Annotated in this window: 17 protein-coding genes and 1 pseudogene; 4 read left to right on the forward strand and 14 right to left on the reverse strand. The window is 61.8% G+C overall.

The window, feature by feature from the left end; translation table 11 throughout:
- Positions 1–10: 10 nt before the first annotated feature.
- From GN234_RS17040 to GN234_RS17075, 8 genes are all read right to left on the reverse strand, one after another.
- On the reverse strand, positions 11–892 hold the full coding sequence (locus GN234_RS17040) for a transporter substrate-binding domain-containing protein (protein ID WP_109751880.1): 882 nt from the start codon (positions 890–892) through the stop codon (positions 11–13).
- Positions 889–1,671 carry an amino acid ABC transporter ATP-binding protein gene (locus GN234_RS17045; protein WP_116833920.1) on the reverse strand — a complete coding sequence of 261 codons (783 nt, stop codon included), beginning with the start codon at positions 1,669–1,671 and terminating at the stop codon, positions 889–891. Before GN234_RS17045 ends, GN234_RS17040 begins: the two co-directional genes overlap by 4 nt.
- Positions 1,668–2,327: an amino acid ABC transporter permease gene (locus tag GN234_RS17050; protein WP_109751878.1), complete on the reverse strand. Its 660-nt coding sequence runs from the start codon at positions 2,325–2,327 to the stop codon at positions 1,668–1,670. The genes GN234_RS17045 and GN234_RS17050 overlap by 4 nt, the downstream gene beginning before the upstream one ends.
- Positions 2,308–2,973, reverse strand: coding sequence for an amino acid ABC transporter permease (locus GN234_RS17055; RefSeq protein WP_092446076.1), 666 nt, complete (start codon positions 2,971–2,973; stop codon positions 2,308–2,310). The genes GN234_RS17050 and GN234_RS17055 overlap by 20 nt, the downstream gene beginning before the upstream one ends.
- A 492-nt stretch (positions 2,974–3,465) precedes the next feature.
- A complete protein-coding gene (locus tag GN234_RS17060; RefSeq protein ID WP_109751877.1) occupies positions 3,466–4,248 on the reverse strand; it encodes a MetQ/NlpA family ABC transporter substrate-binding protein in 783 nt (260 codons plus the stop codon).
- A gap of 212 nt (positions 4,249–4,460) precedes the next feature.
- Positions 4,461–5,396, reverse strand: coding sequence for a sigma 54-interacting transcriptional regulator (locus tag GN234_RS17065; RefSeq protein WP_176688807.1), 936 nt, complete (start codon positions 5,394–5,396; stop codon positions 4,461–4,463).
- A 47-nt stretch (positions 5,397–5,443) separates the two neighbouring features.
- Positions 5,444–6,025 carry an alpha/beta hydrolase gene (locus GN234_RS17070; RefSeq protein ID WP_109751875.1) on the reverse strand — a complete coding sequence of 194 codons (582 nt, stop codon included), beginning with the start codon at positions 6,023–6,025 and terminating at the stop codon, positions 5,444–5,446.
- Positions 6,026–6,238: 213 nt separating this feature from the next.
- The gene (locus GN234_RS17075; RefSeq protein ID WP_109751874.1) at positions 6,239–6,484 is read right to left on the reverse strand and encodes a DUF2789 domain-containing protein; all 246 of its coding nucleotides are present in this window, start codon (positions 6,482–6,484) and stop codon (positions 6,239–6,241) included.
- Between the two features lie 149 nt (positions 6,485–6,633).
- Between GN234_RS17075 and GN234_RS17080 the strand changes: the two genes are divergently transcribed.
- Positions 6,634–7,158, forward strand: a complete 525-nt coding sequence (locus tag GN234_RS17080) for an NfeD family protein (RefSeq protein WP_176688808.1) — start codon at positions 6,634–6,636, stop codon at positions 7,156–7,158.
- 1 nt (position 7,159) lies between these two features.
- A complete protein-coding gene (locus GN234_RS17085) occupies positions 7,160–7,921 on the forward strand; it encodes a slipin family protein (protein ID WP_109751872.1) in 762 nt (253 codons plus the stop codon).
- 132 nt (positions 7,922–8,053) lie between these two features.
- Here GN234_RS17085 and GN234_RS17090 read toward each other — a convergent pair whose 3' ends face one another.
- The 5 genes from GN234_RS17090 to GN234_RS17110 are packed head-to-tail and all read right to left on the reverse strand — an operon-like array spanning position 8,054 to position 19,472.
- Positions 8,054–8,995: a sulfotransferase family protein gene (locus tag GN234_RS17090; protein ID WP_163855791.1), complete on the reverse strand. Its 942-nt coding sequence runs from the start codon at positions 8,993–8,995 to the stop codon at positions 8,054–8,056.
- Complete coding sequence (locus GN234_RS17095) at positions 8,983–9,768, reverse strand: aspartyl/asparaginyl beta-hydroxylase domain-containing protein (protein ID WP_176688809.1); 786 nt, start codon at positions 9,766–9,768, stop codon at positions 8,983–8,985. Before GN234_RS17095 ends, GN234_RS17090 begins: the two co-directional genes overlap by 13 nt.
- A 12-nt stretch (positions 9,769–9,780) precedes the next feature.
- A complete protein-coding gene (locus GN234_RS17100; RefSeq protein ID WP_109751869.1) occupies positions 9,781–11,295 on the reverse strand; it encodes a TolC family protein in 1,515 nt (504 codons plus the stop codon).
- A 40-nt stretch (positions 11,296–11,335) separates the two neighbouring features.
- The gene (locus GN234_RS17105) at positions 11,336–18,574 is read right to left on the reverse strand and encodes an Ig-like domain-containing protein (protein ID WP_176688810.1); all 7,239 of its coding nucleotides are present in this window, start codon (positions 18,572–18,574) and stop codon (positions 11,336–11,338) included.
- 52 nt (positions 18,575–18,626) lie between these two features.
- The gene (locus GN234_RS17110) at positions 18,627–19,472 is read right to left on the reverse strand and encodes a sulfotransferase family protein (RefSeq protein WP_109751867.1); all 846 of its coding nucleotides are present in this window, start codon (positions 19,470–19,472) and stop codon (positions 18,627–18,629) included.
- Between the two features lie 304 nt (positions 19,473–19,776).
- Here GN234_RS17110 and GN234_RS17115 point away from each other — a divergent pair, with 304 nt between their 5' ends.
- The gene (locus GN234_RS17115; RefSeq protein ID WP_109751866.1) at positions 19,777–20,364 is read left to right on the forward strand and encodes a phage tail protein; all 588 of its coding nucleotides are present in this window, start codon (positions 19,777–19,779) and stop codon (positions 20,362–20,364) included.
- 45 nt (positions 20,365–20,409) lie between these two features.
- A complete protein-coding gene (locus tag GN234_RS17120; protein ID WP_109751865.1) occupies positions 20,410–20,721 on the forward strand; it encodes a DUF6916 family protein in 312 nt (103 codons plus the stop codon).
- 158 nt (positions 20,722–20,879) lie between these two features.
- Here GN234_RS17120 and GN234_RS17125 read toward each other — a convergent pair.
- Positions 20,880–21,363: pseudogene (locus GN234_RS17125) on the reverse strand (GNAT family N-acetyltransferase); the annotation flags it as partial.
- Positions 21,364–21,372: the final 9 nt, after the last annotated feature.

Below are 21,372 nucleotides of genomic sequence, written 5' to 3' on the forward strand. Positions count from 1 at the left end.
TGTCAGGAAATCACCCCTGCCACTTGCCACCCTCGACAATCACACTCTCAGGCTTGGTGTCATCGCTCAATTCCTTGCGCACATACTGGTCGTACAGCTTGAGCAGGTATTTCTCTTCACCCAGCTTCGCCAACTCGGCATTGACCCAATCACGCAGCTCGACATTGCCCTTCTTCACCGCCGGCGCAATCGGCGCTTCGGCGCCCAGTGTCTGCGCCAGCACGCGATAACCCGGGTTCTGCTTGGCCCAACTGAACAGCACCAGGTTGTCCTGGGCATAGGCGTCGCCACGACCGTTGGCCAGGGCTTGCAGGGACTCGGAGTTCTTCTCGAACTTGAGCAGTTTCCAATCCGGGTGATTCTTGGTCAGCCAGATATCCGCCGTGGTGCCGGTGGTGACGATGGTGGTACGGGTCGCCAGGTCATCGAGGCTTTTCACTTCGCTGGCCTGTGGCACCAGTGCCTGCACGGCGACTTTCAGATTCGGGTTGGTGAACTCCACCGCTTCCTTGCGCTCCGGGGTCACGGTCATGTTGGCCAGGATCAGGTCGACCTTGTCACTTTGCAGGAACGGAATCCGGCTCGCCGGCTCGACCGCGACGAACTCGACCTTGTTTTCATCGCCGAGCAGGTCCTTGGCGAATCGACGGCCAATGTCGGTATCGAAGCCGACATAACGCCCGGCCTCATCGACGAAGCCAAACGGTGGCTTGTCGGTGAAGACCCCGACGATCAATTTGTCCCGCGCCTTGATTTTGTCCAGGTAGCTGGCCGGCGCGGTGCTTTGACTGGCGGTTTTCGGCTTTGGCGGTTCTTCGGTTTTATTGCAGCCGGCCAGCAGTGCAAGACCGAGCAGCGGCAGTAGCAGCAGAGAAGACTTGGCAGTTTTCATGACAGTTGCAGTTCCTTTGTTTGAGTCGTTTTGGGTAGTGCGGCGACGTAGGAGAACTTCTCCAGGAACTGCTGCGCTCGTGCGGTTTGCGGGTTCGTAAAGAAAATCTCGGGAGGGTTTTGTTCAAGGATTCGCCCAGCATCCATGAACACAATGCGGTCAGCCACGGCCCGGGCGAAGGCCATTTCGTGGGTGACGATCAACAGCGTCATGCCTTCGCGGGCCAGGCCCTGGATGACCTCCAGCACTTCCTTGACCATTTCCGGGTCGAGGGCGGCGGTGACCTCGTCGAACAACATGACCTTGGGGTTCATGCACAGCGAGCGAACGATAGCGATGCGTTGCTGCTGGCCGCCGGAGAGCTGGCGTGGAAAGGCATCGCGCTTGTCCAGCAAGCCCACCCGGGCCAGCAGGGCTTCGGCCTGGTCGCGTGCTTCGCGGCGGTCGCGTTTCTGTACTTTGACCGGGCCGAGCAGCAGGTTATCGAGCACGCTCATGTGCGGGAACAGGTGGTAGCTCTGGAACACCATGCCGATCCGCTGTCGTACTTCACGCCAGTCGGTGCCCTTGTCCAGCAACTCGCGACCGGCGAATCTCAGGCTGCCGCTGTGGGCCGCTTCCAGCCCATTGAGGCAACGCAGCAAGGTACTTTTGCCGCACCCACTGGGGCCGAGGACGACGATCACTTCGCCGGCCTTCACTTGCAGGTCGATGCCGTCCAGCACCTGCTGCTCGCCGAAAAACTTGTTGAAACCCTTGAACTCGATCAATGCGCTCATGCTTGCGTCCAGCGCCGCTCCAGCACGCGCGAGGCGGCCGAGAGCGGGTAGCAGATGAAAAAGAAAAACAGGAATAGCGCGCCGTAGATCAGCACGGATTCATAGGTACGCTCGATGATCTGCTGGCCGACCTTGATCACATCCACCACGCCGATCAGCACGGCCAGAGAGCTGGTCTTGATGATGCGCGTGTAGACGTTGATGGTTGGCGGCGTCATGCGTTTGAGCGCTTGCGGCAGCAGTACATGGCCGTAGAGTTGCGGACCGTTCAGGCCAATGGACAAGCCCGCCTCGCGCTGGCCGCGCGGCAACGAATGCAAGGCTCCGCGCACCACTTCCCCGACTTCACTGGCGCCCCACAACGACAGCACCAGCACCGCGCACCAAAAACTTGGAAGGCTCAGGCCGAAAAAGATCGGCAGGCCGAAGAACAGCAAATACAACCAGACCAGCACCGGGATCGCCCGGAACAATTCCAGGTAGACCCGCAGGACGACGTCCAGCCACTTCACGCCCAACGTACGCAACACGCCGTAAAGCACGCCGCCAACGGTGCTGATGGCGATGCTCAGCAAGGAAATCGACAGGGTTTGCGCAGCGCCCTTGCCCAGTTGCGGCAACGACACCCACAACAATTCAAGACCCGAACTGGCCATGCTGGAGCCTCCTTTCCAGACGGCTGAGCAGCAGCGACAACGGCAAAAACAGCAGCACGCAAATCAGCGTCAGCACGGCGAGCATTTCGTAGGTCTTGTAATAGAGCGCGATGTAGCTTTTGGTGGTGTAGAGAATCTCCGGCACCGCTACGGCCGAGACCACGGTGGTCTCCTTCAGCAGGAAAATGAAGTTGGCGAACAGCGATGGCAGGCTGAGGATCCCGGCCTGCGGCAGGATCACGTAGCGCAACAACTGCCCATGGGACAGCCCGATGGAGCGACCGGATTCCAATTGCGCCTGGGGCACCGCGTCCACACCCGCACGCAGCACTTCCGTGAGGTAGGCACCGCCCAGGAACGTCATGGTAATGATCGCCGCCGCAAACCCCGAGACCTTGATACCCAACGCCGGCAAGGCAAAGTAGACGAAGAACAGCTGGATGAGCAGCGGCGTGTTGCGCGCCAGTTCCACATACAGCCCCACCAGGCGTTGCAGGTAAGGTGTGCGCGACACCAGGATCGTTGCGTTGACCAGCGCCACCAGCAGCGATGTGGCGATGGCGATAAGGCCGACCTGCAACGTCACGCCCACGGCCTTGAGAAACGCCGGGAGGGTGCTGAGGATAAAAGCGTAATCGAAGTTCATTGAACATCCTGGACGCCGCTCGGTAAGCGGCGGTAGTGCGGTCCATGGGCAGCGGATAGCTGCTCGGCAGGAGCTGACTTTAAAGGTATAAGAAGCGCAATTTAAATACCGTTAAAGCATATTGATATCACACAAAAAACTATTCCCTCGATTTGCCGCGATGGGCAAAGCCGACTATTTTTCTTTGCGTCGCAGGGAGGACTTTTGTCCGAAATCCCCGAACCATTACAAGGAAGAAGACATGGCTGACGTAAAAGTGCCGCAGCGACTGGAACCGCAGGAAATACTGAAATTGTTGGTGGCGTTGCGCAGGGCGTTGAAGACCAGGGTGGCCTGACACTAGTGTGGCGAGGGGATTTATCCCCTCGCCACAGAACAGGTTCGACTCGTCTCAAATAAATAACCTCCCCCCACGGGATCTCGAGCACAAAAAAACGCCGACGCTGTATCAGCCGTCGGCGCTTGAAACCGTGAAAGGGTTTAGCGCACCAATCAGAACGCCGGCAGTACCGCGCCGCTGTATTTCTTCTCGATGAACGCCTTCACTTCCGGGCTGGTCAAGGCCTTGGCCAGTTTCTGGATGGCCGGGCTGTCCTTGTTGTCCGGACGGGCTACCAGGAAGTTGACGTAAGGCGAATCCGCACCTTCGATCACCAAGGCATCCTTGGCCGGGTTAAGACCCGCCTCCAGGGCATAGTTGGTGTTGATCAGGTCCAGGTCGACCTGGTCCAGCACACGCGGCAGCATGGCCGATTCCAGCTCCTTGAACTTGAAGTTGTGCGGGTTCTTGGCGATATCTTTCGGGGTCGCCAAAGCGTTTTTCGGGTCTTTCAACTCGATCAGGCCAGCCTTTTGCAGCAGGATCAGGGCACGGCCGCTGTTGCTGCCTTCGTTGGGCAGCGCGATGGTCGCGCCGTTTGGCAGATCAGCCAGCTTCTTGTACTTCTTCGAGTAGCCGCCGAACGGTTCGACGTGAACGCCGATCACGGTCACCAGGTTGGTGCCTTTACCTTCGTTGAAGTTTTTCAGGTACGGCAGGGTCTGGAAGTAGTTGGCATCCAGGCGCTTCTGGTCAACCTGGACGTTGGGCTGGACGTAGTCGGTGAAGACCTTGATCTCCAAGTCAACGCCTTCTTTGGCCAGGGCTGGCTTGATCAGTTCAAGAATCTCGGCGTGAGGCACCGGGGTAGCCGCCACCACCAGTTTTTCCGCGGCCTGGGCCAGGCCCGAGGTCAGGGCTGCCGCCAATGCGGTGAACAACAGAACCTTTTTCATGCAGTGTCCTTATCGAAAATCACTGTCGTCATGGACGACGGCCAAATGTGGGAGTGCCAGTGAAGTGCTATCGCTGGCGTGAGGCGGACAATACCGATATTTTTTATTCCTTAACAATATCTTTTATTCAAGTTCATATTCATTTTACTCATATAGAAAAACACCACTTTGTGGCAAGGGGATTTATCCCCTCGCCACAATTCCGGTGTTCTCTATAGCGCTTGGCTCAACTGATTGAGCAGCGCCTTGAGGGCCGTGCGCTCGGCGGCCGTGCCTTGTGCAACGACCTGCGCCACCTGGCGGTCGATCGATTCCAGGGCCGATGACTGGGACGGCAAATTCAAGTGCTCCGGCAAGATTTCATCCCCCGTGCTCACCAGCAACGCGAAGTGAATGACGTTTTCCAGCTCACGGGTATTGCCCGGCCAACTGTGCTGTTCAAGGGCATGCTGTGCCGCCTCGCTGATCAGCGGCACGCTGAGGCCGAGCCGCTGGCTATAGATGCCCAGGAAATATTCGGCCAGGGACAGGATATCGCCCACCCGCTCGCGCAGGGCCGGCAGCTCGAGCTGGCCTTCGCCAAGGTAGTGGTAGAGCCGTTCGTGGAATTTCCCGGCCGCCACCGCTTGGGCCAGGTCGATGCTGGTGGCTGCCACCAGACGGACATCCACCGGGCTGGGCTGATGTGCACCAACACGGGTGACTTCGTGGTTTTCCAGGGCCGCCAGCAACTTGATCTGGATTGGCAGTGGCAGATCACCGATCTCATCCAGGTAAAGGGTGCCACCATTGGCCGAACCAAACCAACCGGCCCGGCTGCTGGCCGAGCCGCTGTAGCTGCCGGCGGCATAGCCGAACAGTTCGGCGTCGGCGTAGGTCGGGCTGATGGCGCCGCAATTGACCGAGACGAACAACCCTCCGCGATCACTTGCGCGATGGATATGCCGGGCAAGCAGCTCCTTGCCACTCCCGGTTTCGCCACGTATCAGCACCGAGATCGCACGCGGCGCCAATTGCTCCAACTCCTGGCGCAACTGCCGCGAACGGGGGTCGACAAACACCAGCGCCTTGGCGCGAATGCTCAGGGGGCCTTTTTCCGCATCGGGAAAGGTCAGCAATGGCTGACCGAAGGTTTCATGCAAACTCATGGCAGGCTCCCGCCCCAGACCGCCGGGAGACGGGGGGCGCTAAAAATTCAGGCGCGACGCAGGGCGTGATGCTCCATGCGATTTTGCAGACGATAGAGATAAGCGAACCCCTGCTCCCAGCGTTGGTGGCCGGACTTCACGTTGATATGCCCCGCCCCCGCCAGGATGCCGGCCTCGGCCCCCCAGTTGCGTGCCAGCTCCAGGGCGCGCGGGGCGCTCACGGCGGCGTCGTTGTCGGAGCTGACCACTTGGCTGGGGAACGGCAACAAATCAGTGGGAATCGGCGCGAAATTGCGCAGCGCCGGGGCGCAGGCCGGCCGCTCGACATCCGCCGGCGCCACCAGCAATGCCCCACGCACCTGTCGCAGAAACTGCACCGGCGCGGTGGCGGCCCAATGGGCAACCGTGATGCAGCCCAGGCTATGGGCAATCAGGATGACCGGCGTGCTGTCGGCGGCGATGGCTTCGGCCAAAGCCGCGACCCAATCCTCGCGCCGAGGCGTCAACCAGTCGGCCTGCTCGACCCTGGCGCTGTTAGGCAGGCTGTTCTGCCAGTGGGTTTGCCAATGATTTTCTGGCGATCCTTGCCAGCCCGGCACAATCAGGTAGCGAATCGATTCGTTGCGCATGGGTGCTCTCCTGCGTGTCTGTTCCCGGACGAGTATAGGGAGGAGAGCTATATTCTTTAAGGAATAAGAAGCTATTTGTTAATACTTAAAACGAATAACAAGTCAACACCGTGGGAGCGAGCCTGCTCGCGATGGCGATATGTCCGTTACATCAATGTCGACTGACAGTCCGCTATCGCGAGCAAGCCCGCTCCCACAGGTTTCGTATGCGCCTCACTCGCTACGCCCCTTGCGCAGCAACACGTCCAACTGGTCCACCACTTCCGCCCAGTCCGCATCCTCGAGGATTTCTTCCCGCAACAATTGCTGCTGGCTTTCGCTCCAGAAAAACGCGTCAGCCAAGTGCAGCTCAGGCTTGAGGGGTGAATGGGTCGCGATGAATTTATCGATCTCAACGGCGTCGTCGGACAGGCCCAATTGCTTGAACAGCGCGGGCAGGCTGTGGATCGGGGGTTCCATGGGGGGGCTCCTGGCAATAAGACCGATTGTTGGGTTCTTTCCCGCAGTCTAGCCCCTCATTGACCGCCAGACTGATCAAAATTCAATCAACCCTCGACTCGACTAGACTTTGAATAACATCCCGACGAATACACGTTGCGGAGGGTCCTGTGAACATTCACTGGTTGACGCTTGCGCTGCTGGCGATCAGCGGGCCTGCGTTCGGCGCCGATAGCCTCGTGCTGCCAGGCACCGATCCCCTGGGTTTCTGGCTGGTCGCCGTTGGCGTGGCCTTGCTGGTCTTCGAGGCGGCCCTGCCCAATTATGGCGTCGCTGGGCTGGGCGGCATTGTCCTGTGTGTGATTGGCGCGGTCATCCTGACCAACGCCGATGTGCCGGTTCCCCTGATGATCGGCCTGGGCCTGGTCAGCGCCTTGCTGCTGATCGCCCTGCTGGTCCGTGCGTTGAAAACACGACCACGCCAACCCGTCAGCGGCGACGCCGCATTGCTGGGCAACATCACTACGGTGACCGCGTTGCAGGGCGGGAATAATCATCATGGCTGGGTCCAATTGGAAGGCGAACGCTGGCAGGTGGCAAGCGCGACGCCGCTGCGCCCTGGGCAAGCGGTACGGGTCATCGCCCGCAAGGGTTTGCTGCTGGAAGTGGCCCCCGCTGATTCACAAGGAGTCTGAGATGGGCATGCAAATCGGTTTTGCGCTGCTGTTGTTGCTGTTGATCGCACTGGCGGGGGCGACGTTCCGGATCCTGCGCGAATACGAACGGGCAGTGGTGTTCCAGCTCGGTCGGTTCTGGCAGGTCAAAGGGCCGGGGTTGATCCTGCTGATTCCGGTAGTCCAGCAGATGATCCGCGTCGACCTGCGCACGATTGTCCTCGACGTGCCGCCCCAGGACGTGATCACCCGGGACAATGTCTCGGTGAAGGTCAACGCGGTGCTGTATTTCCGCGTGCTCGATCCGCAGAAAGCCATCATCCAGGTGGAAAACTTCCTCATGGCCACCAGTCAACTGGCCCAGACCACCTTGCGTGCGGTCCTGGGCAAGCATGACCTGGACCAGTTGCTGGCCGAACGCGAGCAATTGAACAGCGACATCCAGCAAGTACTGGACGCCCAGACCGACGCCTGGGGCATCAAAGTGGCAAACGTCGAGATCAAGCATGTGGATCTCAATGAATCGATGATCCGCGCCATCGCCCGACAAGCCGAAGCCGAACGGGAACGCCGGGCCAAGGTGATCCACGCCGAGGGCGAGTTGCAAGCCTCGGAAAAACTCATGCAGGCCGCCGAAATGCTCGGCCGCCAGCCGGGTGCCATGCAACTGCGCTACATGCAGACGCTGGGGTCGATTGCCGGGGACAAAAGCTCCACCATCGTCTTCCCGTTGCCGATCGAGTTGCTCAAGGGGATGGCGGAGTTGTCGCCCAACAAGTCTTGATCGGCGAAGCGGACACTATCCTTGTGGCGAGGGAGCTTGCTCCCGCTGGGCTGCGAAGCAGCCCCAGAATCTGGCGGTCGCTGCGCAACCGAGCGGGAGCAAGCTCCCTCGCCACAGAAGCGTTTTGTCCAGCTACGTGGTCAGTGACTTCAACGCTTCATAGGGCCCCTGCGCCCAACGCATGACCTGCTCACGCAACAGCGCCGAAGCCTCCCGGCGCTTGCCCGCGCTGTCCCTGACAAATGCCTGCCCCGGCTGCTTGGCATGCTGCCCCGCCATCGCAAACACCTGCTTGCGCTGTGCGTCATTCAGCCCGAAAAACACCGCCAGCCGCCCTGCCATCGCATCAGGCAACTCAGCGTAGTTAACCGCCAGCCCGGTAAATTCATGGCAGTGCCCCAGCCCCACCTGCAACAGCCGCCCCAACCGACGGGCGATGAAATCCTCCTGACCGCTGAAAGGCGCTCCATCGTCCAGCACACTCGCGCCAATCATCCCCGGCACCATGTGCATACCGGGGCGGCGCAGGTGGGAGACGGCGATTTCCAAGGGGTCGCGGTACACGAACAACCAAGGCGTGTCGGGAAAACACTCACGCAGCAGTGGCAGCTCACCGATGTTCCAGGCGTCCAGCTTGACCACCAGGCGCTGTTCCATACCTCGACGACGCTGCCCATAGGCCGACATCAAGCCCTTGAGCGCCACGCACCGCTCGGCAGGCGGCAAATCGCTGCGCAGCAACGTATCCAGGGGCGGCGGTTCAGAGATGACGATGTGATCGTCCAATTGGGCGAGCATCTGGCTGATCAATGTCGAACCACAACGCGAGGCATGGAAAATGAACGCACTGGGCGCAAGGCCCGGGCTTTGTTGCCGCCACTGGCTCAGAACATCCAAGGACGTCTGGCGGCGAAACGCCTGGTTGAAGGGCAGGCGCAGGGCGTCATCCACGGCATCGCCAAAAAACGGTTGCAACAGTCGCGTATCGCCAAACCAGCACCAATCGACCTGCCATTGCGCGGCTTCTTGCCATAGGCGGATCGGCAGCCAACCGTGCAGATTCAGGTCTTCCACTGATCTCTCCACCGCTGGCGACCATTGCGCATCGCCGCCCGCAATTCTTCCCGAGTGAAATAAAGCCCTTGCTCAGCCCCCAGCGCCAGCGCGGACGCTATGAAAGCGTCCGGGTCATGCAGGCTCTGCAGAGCCCGGGCAAGGTAAGGGTCAGCTTCTACGCGCCGCTGAAAGCGGACAAGATCGCTTTGCCCGGCGCCAGCGGCGGGCGTGGTGGGCAGCCCATCGGCAATCTGCTGTTCCAACCATGGTCCTGGGCGGCAATCGAGCACCAGATGAACTCTCGGTGCGGCGCTGCGGTTATCGACGCGATGAGGCCGCGCCAAGTCGAGGAACCAGCACTCGCCCGCCCTCATCGGAATGATTTGCCCATCCAGGAAGAAGTCCACCTCAGGCGGGCTGAGCAGCGGAACGTGCAGGCGCAGGTCGGCGTCCGGCCCACCCAGGTCATAGTCACGATGCTCGTGAATGCACCCACCCGGCCCGAGCCGCAGCAGCCGGGCCGAGACGATCTCCAGGGGCCAGTCGCGCAACGCTTCATGCCAACGGCCATCCTTTGACCAAGGCGCGCGATGCAGGGGCTGGCCGCGTCCGGGAGCCAGCTCGGTAACGGCATCGGCCGCCGAAATCAGCGCCACGCCGCTCCAGTCGCCGCTGTGATAGGCACTGTTGAAATGCCCCTGCCAGCGCTCGTCTTCAATGGCCGCCAGTGCCTGCAACAGCAACGGCAGATCCACCGCCACCGGCAGCCGGGAAAACGCCGGGCGCATCATGTCAGCGGCCGATTACTGGGTCACCGTGGCCGTCTTCGGCAGCGTGATATCGCCCTGGGCCCAGGCCGCTTCGCGGTTGGCCAGCGCCGTGGCGATCGACTGGACTTCGGTCGATTGCACTTCGTTTGGCAGCGGGTCGAGGCCGGCGCTGGCGAAGATCTGCCCGTAGGCGTTGCGCAGATCGGCGTAAGCCAGGTCCCGGCGCAGATCGGCCTGCAGGGTGTTCAGTTCTCCCTGGATCAGGTCCAGCTCGCCGATGCCGGCAGCCTGGTGACGGCTGCGCAACTGACCGACAATCTGCCCGTCGATGTCCGACAGCTGCTGACTGGTCTTGAACTGACGCAGCGCTTCGCGATAGTTGGCATTGGCCACGTACAACTGCGCCAGCACGGCAATCGACATCGCCTGGCGTCGCGCCGACGCCACTTCTTCACCGGCCTTGGCCACATCGATGGCCGCCGGGGCGGAAATCACGTTGAACAGGTTCCAGGTGACTTTCACGCCATAGTCGGCCCAGCCCTGCTCCACCAGGAACGAGTTGCTGTCGTAATGCCCGCCAGCGGAGAACTCCAGCCCCGGCAGCAGGCGCAGCATGGCCTTGCGGGTTTCAGCGGCGGTGATGCGGGTCTGGTAATCCTGCTCGCGCAGTTCCGGACGGCTGGCCAGGGCTTCCTGTTCGAGACGGGCCAGGTCGACCTTGAGTTCCGGGATGTCATATTCATCCTGGGTCGCCAGGGTCAGCTCGGTACCCAAGGGCAAGTTGATCAGGGTCGCCAATTCGGTCTTGGCCAGGGACAGCGCCCGGCGTTGCTCTTCGAGCTGGCGGGTGGCCTGGATCAGCGAGCGCTGGTAGCCCAGGGCCTGCACCGGGTCACCGATGCGCTGTTCGCTCATGCTCTGGCTGTTGCCGCGTGCCGTCTCGACCCGAGCCATCAGGCTGTCGATCTGCTTGAGCAGACGCTCGGCGGCCATGGCTCGCCAGTAGGCCGAACGCACGTCCTGGACGATGGTGTTGATCACCTTGCGCCGACGCTCCTGCACGATCAGCCGCTGGTCCCCGGCCTGTTTGGCGCTGATGTAGCTGACGCCGAAATCGAGCACGTTCCAGACCATGGTCAGGTCGGCCACCTCGCGGTCGCGGTCCTGGGAGGTCGACGGTTCCAGGGACTGGGTGCCGGTTTCCACGCTCTGGCTGCTGGAGGCATTGACGTTGTTACGGCCCACATAACCGGCGTCCAGGGCCATGCGCGGCAGCATGTCGAAACTGGCCAGGTCCAACTGACGCTTGGCCAGGGCTTCCTCCATGATCTTCAAGCGACCTTCGAGGTTGTACTTCACTGCCCGGGCCATGGCCTGGTGCAGGGTCAATGGGCCGCTGAGGGGCTCCTGGTCCTTGTACATGTTTTGCAGGTCGGTTCGGGCGCGCTGTTCGCTGACGCTGCGATCGATCGGCTCGCTGGTGACCGCACATCCACTGACCACCAACGCCAGCAAACTCATACCGAATAACTTCTGACTTCTATTCATTCCCTGGATTGCCCCTGGCTGCCCCAATATTTTTTTAGAATCAGGCCTGCACCTGGCTGATGCCGACCTGTCGTAACGCGGTTGCCAGGCTATCGACCTGACGCTGTTCAGTGTCCTTGAGATGTTGCAACTGCTGACCCAGGGTAGGCGCCCCGAACATCCCGCGCAGCCCTTGGGACACATCGCCACCCTGCATCGACTGGCTGCCGAAGGCGTCCATCGATTCGCCCTCGGAAGTGGCGTCCTGGTTGAACAGGGTCGACAGCGTGCTGCTGCCGAACACCCCGCCATCGCCACCACCAAAGCCCAGGAACCCTTGGCCGGAGCCATCGCCGGCGGCGTCGTTGCCGAACACCTGGGCGATATAACTCGGCGCCAGCGCGCCATGATTGATGAAAATACTTCCTATCGGCTGAGTCCCGTTGCCCAGGTCCCGTTGCTCGAACAGCGGCGGGAAGCCCAGCGGCGTACCCAGGTTGCCGGTCGGCGGGGTAAAGACGATCGGTTGCAACGGCACCTCGGACGGTGGCGTAACCGTGACCGGGTCGGAGGTCAGGAACTCCGGCGGCGGCTTCACATCGTTGGGCACCACGGTGTCGATCGCATAGTTGTTGGACACCGCCACGCTGGCCCCGGCGTTGCCCGACAGGTCGCTGACGTTGCTGGTGTCCAGGGCAATGAAGTTGCTCGGGTCGGTGAGGTTCACTGTCGGCGTGAAGGTGGCCGTCCAGGTCTTGCCGCCGTCACTGGTGGTCAGGTTGGTCAGTTCACCGTTGGTGACGCTGAGGTCCGACAAGTCAAAATCCGTCACTGCTTCGCTGAAGGTGAAGGTCACCTGGGTCGTCTCGCCCACCGTCAGGTTCGGGTCGGCGACCACGATGGTTGCCGTCGGCCGGGTGGCGTCGAGCGCGTAGTTGCTGGAAATCGCAATGCCCACGCCGGCGTTGCCGGCCAGGTCCTGCACAGTGCTGGCGTCGAGCAGGATCAGGTTGGTGGCGTCGTTGACGCCTGCGGTAGGCGTCAGGGTCGCTGTCCAGGTCAGGCCGCCGTCATTGCTGGCGAGGTTGGACAACACGCCATTGGCAACACTCAGATCCGACAAGTCGAAACCGGACACCGCCTCGCTGAAGCTGATGGTCACCGTCGTGCTCTGGCCGATGCCCAGGGTGGTGTCGCCCACGGTGATGGTGGCACCAGGGCGAACCGTATCGATCGCGTAGTTGTTGGAGACCACTACACCCACACCGCTGTTGCCCGAGGCGTTGACCACACCGCTGGTGTCCAGGCTGATCAGGTTGCTGGTGTCGGTGATGCTGGTCGTCGGGGTGAACGTGGCCGTCCAGGTAACGCCGCCGTCGGAAGAAGAGACGTTGCTCAGCGTGCCGTTGCTCACGCTCAGGTCGGTGTTGTCGAAACCGCTGACCGCTTCCGAGAAGGTGATGGTCACCAGTGAGGTTTCCCCCACCTTGAGCGCGTTGTCGGCCACCACGATCGTAGCCGTCGGTACCTGCGTCTCGACCGCATAGTTGGCCGAGTCGGTCGTGCCTGTCCCGGTATTGCCCGCCGCGTCGCTCACACCGGTATTGTCCAGGGTGATCAGGTTGCTGGCGTCGGTCACGCCCAGGGTCGGGGTGAAGGTCGCGGTCCAGGTCAGGCCGCCATCGCTGCTGCTGACCGCGCTTAACGTGCCGTTGGCAACGCTCAGGTCAGCGTTGCTGAAACCGGTCACCGCCTCGCTGAAGGTAATGGTCACCTGGGCGGTTTCACCCGGTTTCAATACAGAATCGCTCAGCACGATGGTGGCGGTCGGACGCTGGCTGTCGACGCTATAGTTGTTCGAATCGGTGGTGCCGCTGCCAGCGTTGCCCGCCAGGTCGGTGACGCCGCCGTTGGCAAGGGTGATGACATTGCTGGTGTCGGTGATGCCAGCGGTTGGCGTAAAGGTCGCGGTCCAGGTGATGCCGCCATCGCTGCTGCTCAACCCACTGAGCGTACCGTTGGCAACGATCAGGTCGGCGTCGGTGAAACCGGTCACGGCCTCGTTGAAGGTAATGGTCACCAGCGACGTCTCGCCCGCGGCAATGGCCGTGTCGGCCACGACAATGGTCGCCGTTGGGCGCACGGTATCGATGGCATAGTTGTTCGAGTCGGTGGTGCCGACGCCGGCGTTGCCCGAGACGTTGACGACACCGGTATTGTCCAGGGTGATCAGGTTGCTGGTATCGGCAATGCTCGCGCTCGGTGTGAACGTGGCCGTCCAGGTGACGCCGCCATCGGACGACGACACGTTGCTCAACGTGCCGTTGCTGATGGTCAGGTCGCTGTTGTCGAAACCGCTCACCGCTTCGTTGAAGGTGATGGTCACCAGGCTGGTTTCACCGATGCTCAGGGATGTATCGGCCACCACGATGGTCGCCGTCGGCACCTGCGTGTCGATCGTGTAGTTGGCCGAGTTGGTCGTGCCGGTGCCGGTATTACCCGCCGCGTCGCTGACGCCGGTGTTGTCCAGGACGATCAGGTTGGACGTATCCCGCACGCCGAGGGTCGGCGTGAAGGTTGCGGTCCAGGTCAGGCCACCATCACTGCTGCTGACCGCACTCAGGGTGCCGTTGGCAACGCTCAGGTCAGCGTTGGTGAAACCGCTCACCGCCTCGCTGAAGGTGATGGTCACCAATGAGGTTTCGCCGACACTCAGGCTGGTATCGGCCATGACGATGGTCGCCGTTGGGCGCACGGTGTCGATGGCATAGTTGTTCGAATCGGTGGTGCCAATGTTGAGGTTGCCCGCCAAGTCAACGATGCCACCACTGTTGAGCGTGATGACATTGCTGGAGTCGTTGATGCCTGCGGTCGGCGTGAAGGTTGCGGTCCAGGTGATGCCGCCGTCGCTGCTGCTCAGCCCCGAAATCACACCGTTGGCGACGGTCAGGTCGGCACTGGTGAACGCCGTCACGGCCTCGTTGAAGGTGATGGTCACCAACGAGGTTTCGCCAGCGGCAATGGCCGTATCGGCGACGACAATGGTTGCCGTTGGACGCACGGTATCGACGGCATAGTTGTTCGAATCGGTGGTACCCACGCCGGCGTTACCCGAAGCGTTGATCAAGCCGGTATTGTCCAGGGTGATCACGTTGCTGGTATCGGAAATGCTCGCGCTCGGCGTGAACGTGGCGGTCCAGGTCACGCCGCCGTCGGTGCTGCTCATGGTGCTGAGCGTGCCGTTGCTGACGGTCAGGTCCGAATTGTCGAAACCGCTGACCGCCGAGTTGAACGTCACGGTGACCAATGACGTCTCGCCGATGCTCAGGGTGGTATCGGCAATCACGATGGTCGCCGTCGGGACATTGGTGTCGACCTGGTAGTTGTTGGAGTTGGTGGTGCCGGAACCGCTGTTGCCCGCCGCATCGCTGACCCCGGTGTTGTTCAGGGTGATGACATTGGACGTGTCGGTGACGCCGAGGGCCGGGGTGAAGGTGGCTGTCCAGGTGAGGCCGCCGTCACTGCTGCTGACCGCACTCAGCGTGCCGTTGGCGACGCTCAGGTCCGAATTGTCGAAACCGCTGACCGCCTCGGAGAAGGTAATGGTCACCAGCGAGGTTTCGCCGACGCTCAGGGCCGTATCGGCGACCACGATGGTGGCGGTCGGGCGCAGGGTGTCGACGAGGTAGTTGTTGGAATCGGTGGTACCGCTGCCGGTATTGCCCGCTCCGTCCGCCACGCCCGTGTTGTTCAGCGTGACCAGGTTGGTGGCATCGTTGACGCCCACGCTCGGCGTGAAGGTGGCGGTGTAGGTGATGTTGTCGCTGGTGCTCAGGCCGCTCAGGCTGCCGTTGGCCACCGTCAGGTCGGCCAGGGTGAAACCCGTCACAGGCTCGCTGAAGGTAATGGTCACCACCGTTGTTTCGCCAATACCGATGGTCGAGTCGGCGACCACGATGGTGGCGGTCGGACGCACGGTGTCGATGGCGTAGTTGTTGGAATCGGTAGTGCCGCTGCCGGCGTTGCCCGCCGCGTCCGCCACACCGGTGTTATCCAGGGTGACCAGGTTGGTGGTGTCGCTGACGCTGGCACTTGGCGTGAGCGTGCCTGTCCAGGTGATGCCGCCGTCGCCGCTGCTCAACCCGGTGATCGTGCCGTTGGCGACCGTCAGGTCAGCGGTGGTGAAGCCCGTCACCGCTTCGTTGAAGGTAATGGTCACGAGGGACGTTTCGCCAACCCTCAAAGCGTTATCGGCGACCACGATGGTGGCGGTCGGGCGCACCGTGTCGACGGCATAGTTGTTGGAACTGGTGGTGCCGCTGCCGGCATTACCGGCCGCATCCACAATGCCGGTATTGGCCAGGACGATCAGATTGGTGGCGTCGGTGATGCTGGAGCTCGGAGTGAGCGTCGCGGTCCAGGTGATACCACCGTCGCTGCTGCTCAGCCCGCTCAGGCTGCCGTTGGCCACCGTCAGGTCGGCCAGGGTGAAACCGCTCACCGCCTCGCTGAAGGTAATCGTCACCAGCGATGTTTCGCCGATGTTCAACGCGGTATCGGCCACCACGATGGTGGCGGTCGGGCGTAGCGTGTCGATCGCGTAGTTGTTCGAGTCGGTGGTACCGGTGCCGGTGTTACCGGACAAGTCAGCAATACCGGTATTGGCCAGCGTGATCAGGTTGCTGGTGTCGCTGACGCTGGCGCTCGGGGTCAGTGTCCCGGTCCAGGTGATGCCGCCATCGCTGCTGCTCAGCCCGGTGACCGTACCGTTGGCCACCGTCAAATCGGCGGTGGTGAAACCGCTCACCGCTTCGTTGAAAATGATGGTCACCAGCGACGTTTCGCCGACACTCAACGCAGTGTCAGCGACCACGATCGTGGCGGTCGGACGCAAAGTGTCGATAGCGTAGTTGTTGGAGTTCGTCGTTCCCACGCCGGCGTTGCCGTTGAGGTCCGCCACGCCAGTGTTATCCAGGACAATCAGATTGGAGGTATCGGTGATCGCCGCGTCCGGCGTCAGGGTGGCCGTCCAGGTGATGCCGCCGTCGCTGCTGCTCAGGCCGCTGATCGAGCCGTTGGCCACGGTCAGGTCGGCGGCCGTGAAACCACTCACCGCTTCGCTGAAGGTGATGGTCACCACCGAGGTTTCACCGACTCTCAGGGCGGTGTCGCTGACCACGATGGATGCCGTCGGCGCCACGGTGTCGTTGACCACGTAATTGTTCGAGAGGGTGGTACCCACGCCAGCGTTGCCGGCCAGGTCGGCGACCCCGGCATTGTTGAGGGTGATGACGTTGGTGGTGTCGGCGATGTTGCTGGCCGCGGTCAGCGTGCCGGTCCAGGTGATGCCGCCATCGCCGCTGGTGAAGGAGCCCACGGTGCCGTTCTGCACCGTCAGGTCCGCCGCGGTAAGGCCCGTCACAGCCTCGGAGAAGGTGATGGTTACCGTCGACGTGCCACCGGAGTTCAGGCTGGTGTTGGCCACCACGACAGTCGCTGTGGGCGGCGTCTCGTCCGGCACATAGTTGGTATTGATGGTGCCGCCATCGCCGTAGACGTTGGCCACCGACGCCGGCGAAACACCCGCGGTACCCGCACTCGTGCCACCCACGCCACTGCCACCGACGTTGCCGGCCAGGGCCGCGAAGTTGGCCGCGGTGATCAGGATCGAACCTTTGTTCCAGATGGCGCCGACACCGACGCCGCCGGCACCGCCCGTGTGGTTGTAGCCGCCACCGGCGCCACCGCCACCACCACCGCCGCCTGCGCCGACGTTGTTGGAAATCACCGTGTTGCCGATGATCCGCAGGGTCGCGCCGGTGTCGTTGTAGATACCGCCGACCGCCCCGCCGCCAGCACCACCGATGTCGTTATAACCATCGCCACCGCCACCGCCGCCGATGGACAGCGCACCGCTGACGGCCGTACCGCCCGCGGAGCCGGTGCTATAGCCCGGATAGGCGGAGCCGCCAGCCCCACCGGTGGAGGAACCGCCACGCCCGCCCATGTTGAAGAAGCCACCACCAGCACCGCCCTGCCCAGCCGAGCCGTTGGAACCCGTGGCATTGAGGGTGTCGCCGCCCTTGCCGCCAGTACCGCCGGTGATCGCGCCGCCGCCACCACCGCCACCGCCGGCGTATTGCGGCGTCACACCACCACCGCCACCACCACCCGAAGCGGCGTTCGCGGTCACCGTCACGTTGCGCAGGGTCAAGGTGCCGGCGTTGTAGATACCACCACCCTTGGCGACGAGCGCATCGTCGCCACCGTTGCCGCCGTTGCCCGCCGTCATGCCCCGAGTGATCACCAGCCCATCGAGGGTCGCCGTCGTCCCGGCTGTCACGTTGATGATCTGGGTACGGTATTGTCCGTCGAGGGTGACGTCGGCCACGTTATCGTTGTTGAGATCACCATCGATGGTGACGTTTCTATTGACGTCCAACACCTGGGTCAGCGCGACGGTCATGCCGGTATTGAAGGTGACGATGTCACCGTTCTGCGCCGAGGCCAGGGCTGCGCGCAAAGACCCGACACCCGAATTGAGGTTGTTGGTGGCGGTCCAGGTGGCCAGGCCCCATTGGTAGTCGCTCATGGCGCTGGCCGAGAGCACATTGGCACTTTCGATGTTGCCGGTGGCGATTTCCAGGTCCCAGTCACCGCCAAGGCCGGTACGGTCGTTGGACGCCGCTACATCGCGGCCGGTCAACGTCGCCAATGAATCGACCAGGCTCAGGCCGCGATCGCCTTCGGCGGTGTAGCAGCCGTAGATCAGGATATCGCCACCGACGTTCATGTCCTGGCCGATCTGCGCCAGCACTTCGCTGCGGGCCTGGACGTTATCCGCCGAGAGGTAGCTGTTGCCCAGCCACAGATCACCGGCGTTACCGTGGGCGATGATCTGCACCGAGCTGATGCCCTGGTGGGTGTCCAGGTAATCGGCGATCTGCTGCAAGCCGTCCTTGGTGGCGTCCAGTTGCACCACCTGGGTACCGGGCGCCACGCCTTCGAGCAGGCTGGCGGAATCCTTGACCCGTGAATCGACGAACACCACGGACTTGCCCGGCACGGCGGCCTGGGTGGCATCGACCTGCCCCTGCGGTGCATGGGTGTCTGAAGCCTGGTCGGCCGTGGGTGTCTTGGCCGCCTCGGCGGTGGGCTGGGCGTCCGGTTGCGCGGCATCGGCCACGGTAGCGGCCACCGCGCCGTCGAACAGCATTCGCGGCTCCAGGGACATGATCATTGGCGATGCCAGGGCCTGTGCCCCCTCGGTTACCCGCGACTTAGCTTTGCTCCACCACATGACGATCACCTGGACTCGAACTTCTTGAACACGCAAATGAAAAAAACCGCGATCAGCTGGTCGCGGCGTCGGTTTTCATACGAATGACATTGGCAGCGCTGGCGGAACCATCGCGCCAGAACGACAACTCGGCATACTTTTCAAACAGATCCGGCGGCAGCAAGGTCCGCCGGGCTTGCGGCGCGACCTTGGGCTTGACCTTGTGCAGGCCGGCAACACCCAGGGCCTGGTCAAAGGCCGGTGCGTCGTAGGTCAAGTGATTGAAATCGTGTTCGAACCAGGGCTCGCCGATGAACTCGTACACCAGCCGCATGACCCGCTCCGGGGCCTGGCTCAGCAGGTCGTAATCGACAATCAGCAGCGACTCGGCGTTTTCGCCGTAATAGGCCTCTTTGAGCGCCGTCCAGGCAAACCCTACCAGGCGATTGCGCTGGGCCAGGGTTTCGCAGCGGCTGTAGACGGTATTGCGCTCGTCATCGTCGTTGAACAGCTTGGTGTTCTCGAACGGGTTGGCGCGGTAGAGCCGCTCCAGGCTGTCGAGTACCCAGGCGACGTTGCGCACACAGGCGATGGTCTTGGCTTGGGGGAACAGATCCTGCAGGGCCGGCAGGCGCGCGCACCATTGGCGGTTTGTATCGAAGATGACTGGTTTATCGGCTTTGTCGGCGTAGTAGGAATCGAAGAGTCCGCGCAATAGGCGGCGACGCAGGTCGGTGTCGATCACCGAGCCGAACTCACTGCCGGCACTGCATTGCTGCAGGACGCTGCTGAACAGCGAACCGACGGGGCTGGTCATGCCGGCATGGAAGCGCGGGTTCTGCAGCAAAATGGCAGAAAGCAGGGTCGAGCCCGAGCGCGGTAGACCGGAGATAAAGTGAAACTGCGGCAATCCCTTCACCTTGTTTGTAGTCCTTTTGTACGCAAGCGTAGCCGAGGAAATAATCGCCGCCTAGTAGTACTTTGATATCAAATTCATCCAGGTCCGTAAAAAAGATGGACGGTATAGGCGCAATACGAACCTGAATCGTTTAAGCCAATCGACAGCATTTTTCCGCCCTTGCAGCCTGCAGAATCAAACATCCCGGTCTACGCTCAGCCGTGCGTGACCAGGCCAGGGAGTGAAGAAGTCGGGCTGATCGCAATCCTCTCCCTCGGACCCTGTCGGCATTGCCAAATAAACAATCTGAAGGGATGAGGAATCTATGGAAGTATTTATGGGCACCATCCAGCCATTTGCCTTTAACTTCGCCCCCAATGGGTGGGCGCTGTGCAGCGGGCAGACACTCGGCATTTCCCAGTACCAGGCGTTGTTCTCCCTGCTCGGCACGTACTACGGGGGCAACGGCACCACCAACTTCATGCTCCCCAATCTGCAAGGCCGCACGCTCTTGGGACAAGGCAACGGCCTGGGCCTGACTCCGCGTGTCATCGGCGAAGTCGCCGGCACCGAAAACGTCACCCCGACGATCAACAACCTGCCCACCCACTCTCACACCATGGCGGGACTCACCGCCTCCACCACTCTGCAACTGGCGAACCCGGCCAGCAACCCGGTGAACACACCAACGTCCACCAATTCGTTCATCGGCACCTCGGGCACCGGCCCGGGCGCGGCCAATATCTATTCCGACCAGCTAGGTGCCTCGCCGATACCGGTCAAGGGCGTGAGCACCACCATCGACGGCACGATCTCCCCGACGGGCAACGGCTTGCCGCTGGCGATCATGAACCCGTTCCTGGCGATCAACTTCAGCATCGCCTTGAACGGTCTCTTCCCGTCCCGTAACTGATCAATCGTCGGAGGGCTTCGGCCCTCCGACTGTTGGAGAGTCGATATGCTGCAACAGGTTCACAGCCACCATTTCCAACCACTGCTGGGCCAGACCAGCAGCCTGACCCTGCCCGACGGCAGCTCTTTGCCGGTGCGGATCGAGAGCCTCGCGCAAACACCCCGGTCGAAGTTGCCCAACAGCGAACGCATGCCGTTCAGTGTGGAATTCAACAGCCTGGAAAGCACCGATTTCGTGGATGGGTTATGCGCCCTGGAAGTGCCTGAACTGGGCAGGCTCGAAGGGGTGTTCGTATCGCGGATCCCGCCCATGGGACGGGATCCGACGCTGGGGTATTTCTACATCGCATTCAACTGATCGCACAAAACTTGAGTTCACAACAAACCTATTGTGGGAGCGGGCTTGCTCGCGAAGGCGGTGTATCAGTTGGCAAATTTATTACTGACCCACAGCCTTCGCGAGCAAGCCCGCTCCCACAGGGATTTATGGCGTCTGCAAGATTGGGTCAGTTGCCTTTTCGGATACCAGACCAGCCGCTCCGCCGCCGGGCTGCGCTCCTGCACCTCGAAACCCAGAGCCAGATAGTGCTGGCGCGCGTGGGGGTTGCTGGCCCAGACCACGGTCGCCACCGGGCAACGGATCTGTTGCGCGGCTTTCTGCACCCCTTGCAACACCGTCCGGCCATACCCCCTGCCCACGCGCCTGGGGAATGAACGCCAGGTACAACACACGGATTTCATTGGGGCCAAAATCCGTACTCAACGCGCCGATAGCGGTGCCGAGTTTTTCCACGACGTAATGCATGGCGTTGGGGAAGTTCTCGCCCAACCCTTGTTCCTGCACCTGGAACTGCTGGGCAATCACCTGTTGCACCTGCTCATGCTCACCGTCGATCCATTGCAGGTCCGGTCGCGCCGCCTGGTACAGGCTCTGCAAGAATGGCCCGTCGCTGATCCGCGATGGACGCACCACCAATCCCTCTGCCGCCACTGAATCCATGTCTGCTCC

It is taken from the genome of Pseudomonas bijieensis, assembly GCF_013347965.1.
Taxonomy (GTDB): domain Bacteria; phylum Pseudomonadota; class Gammaproteobacteria; order Pseudomonadales; family Pseudomonadaceae; genus Aquipseudomonas; species Aquipseudomonas bijieensis.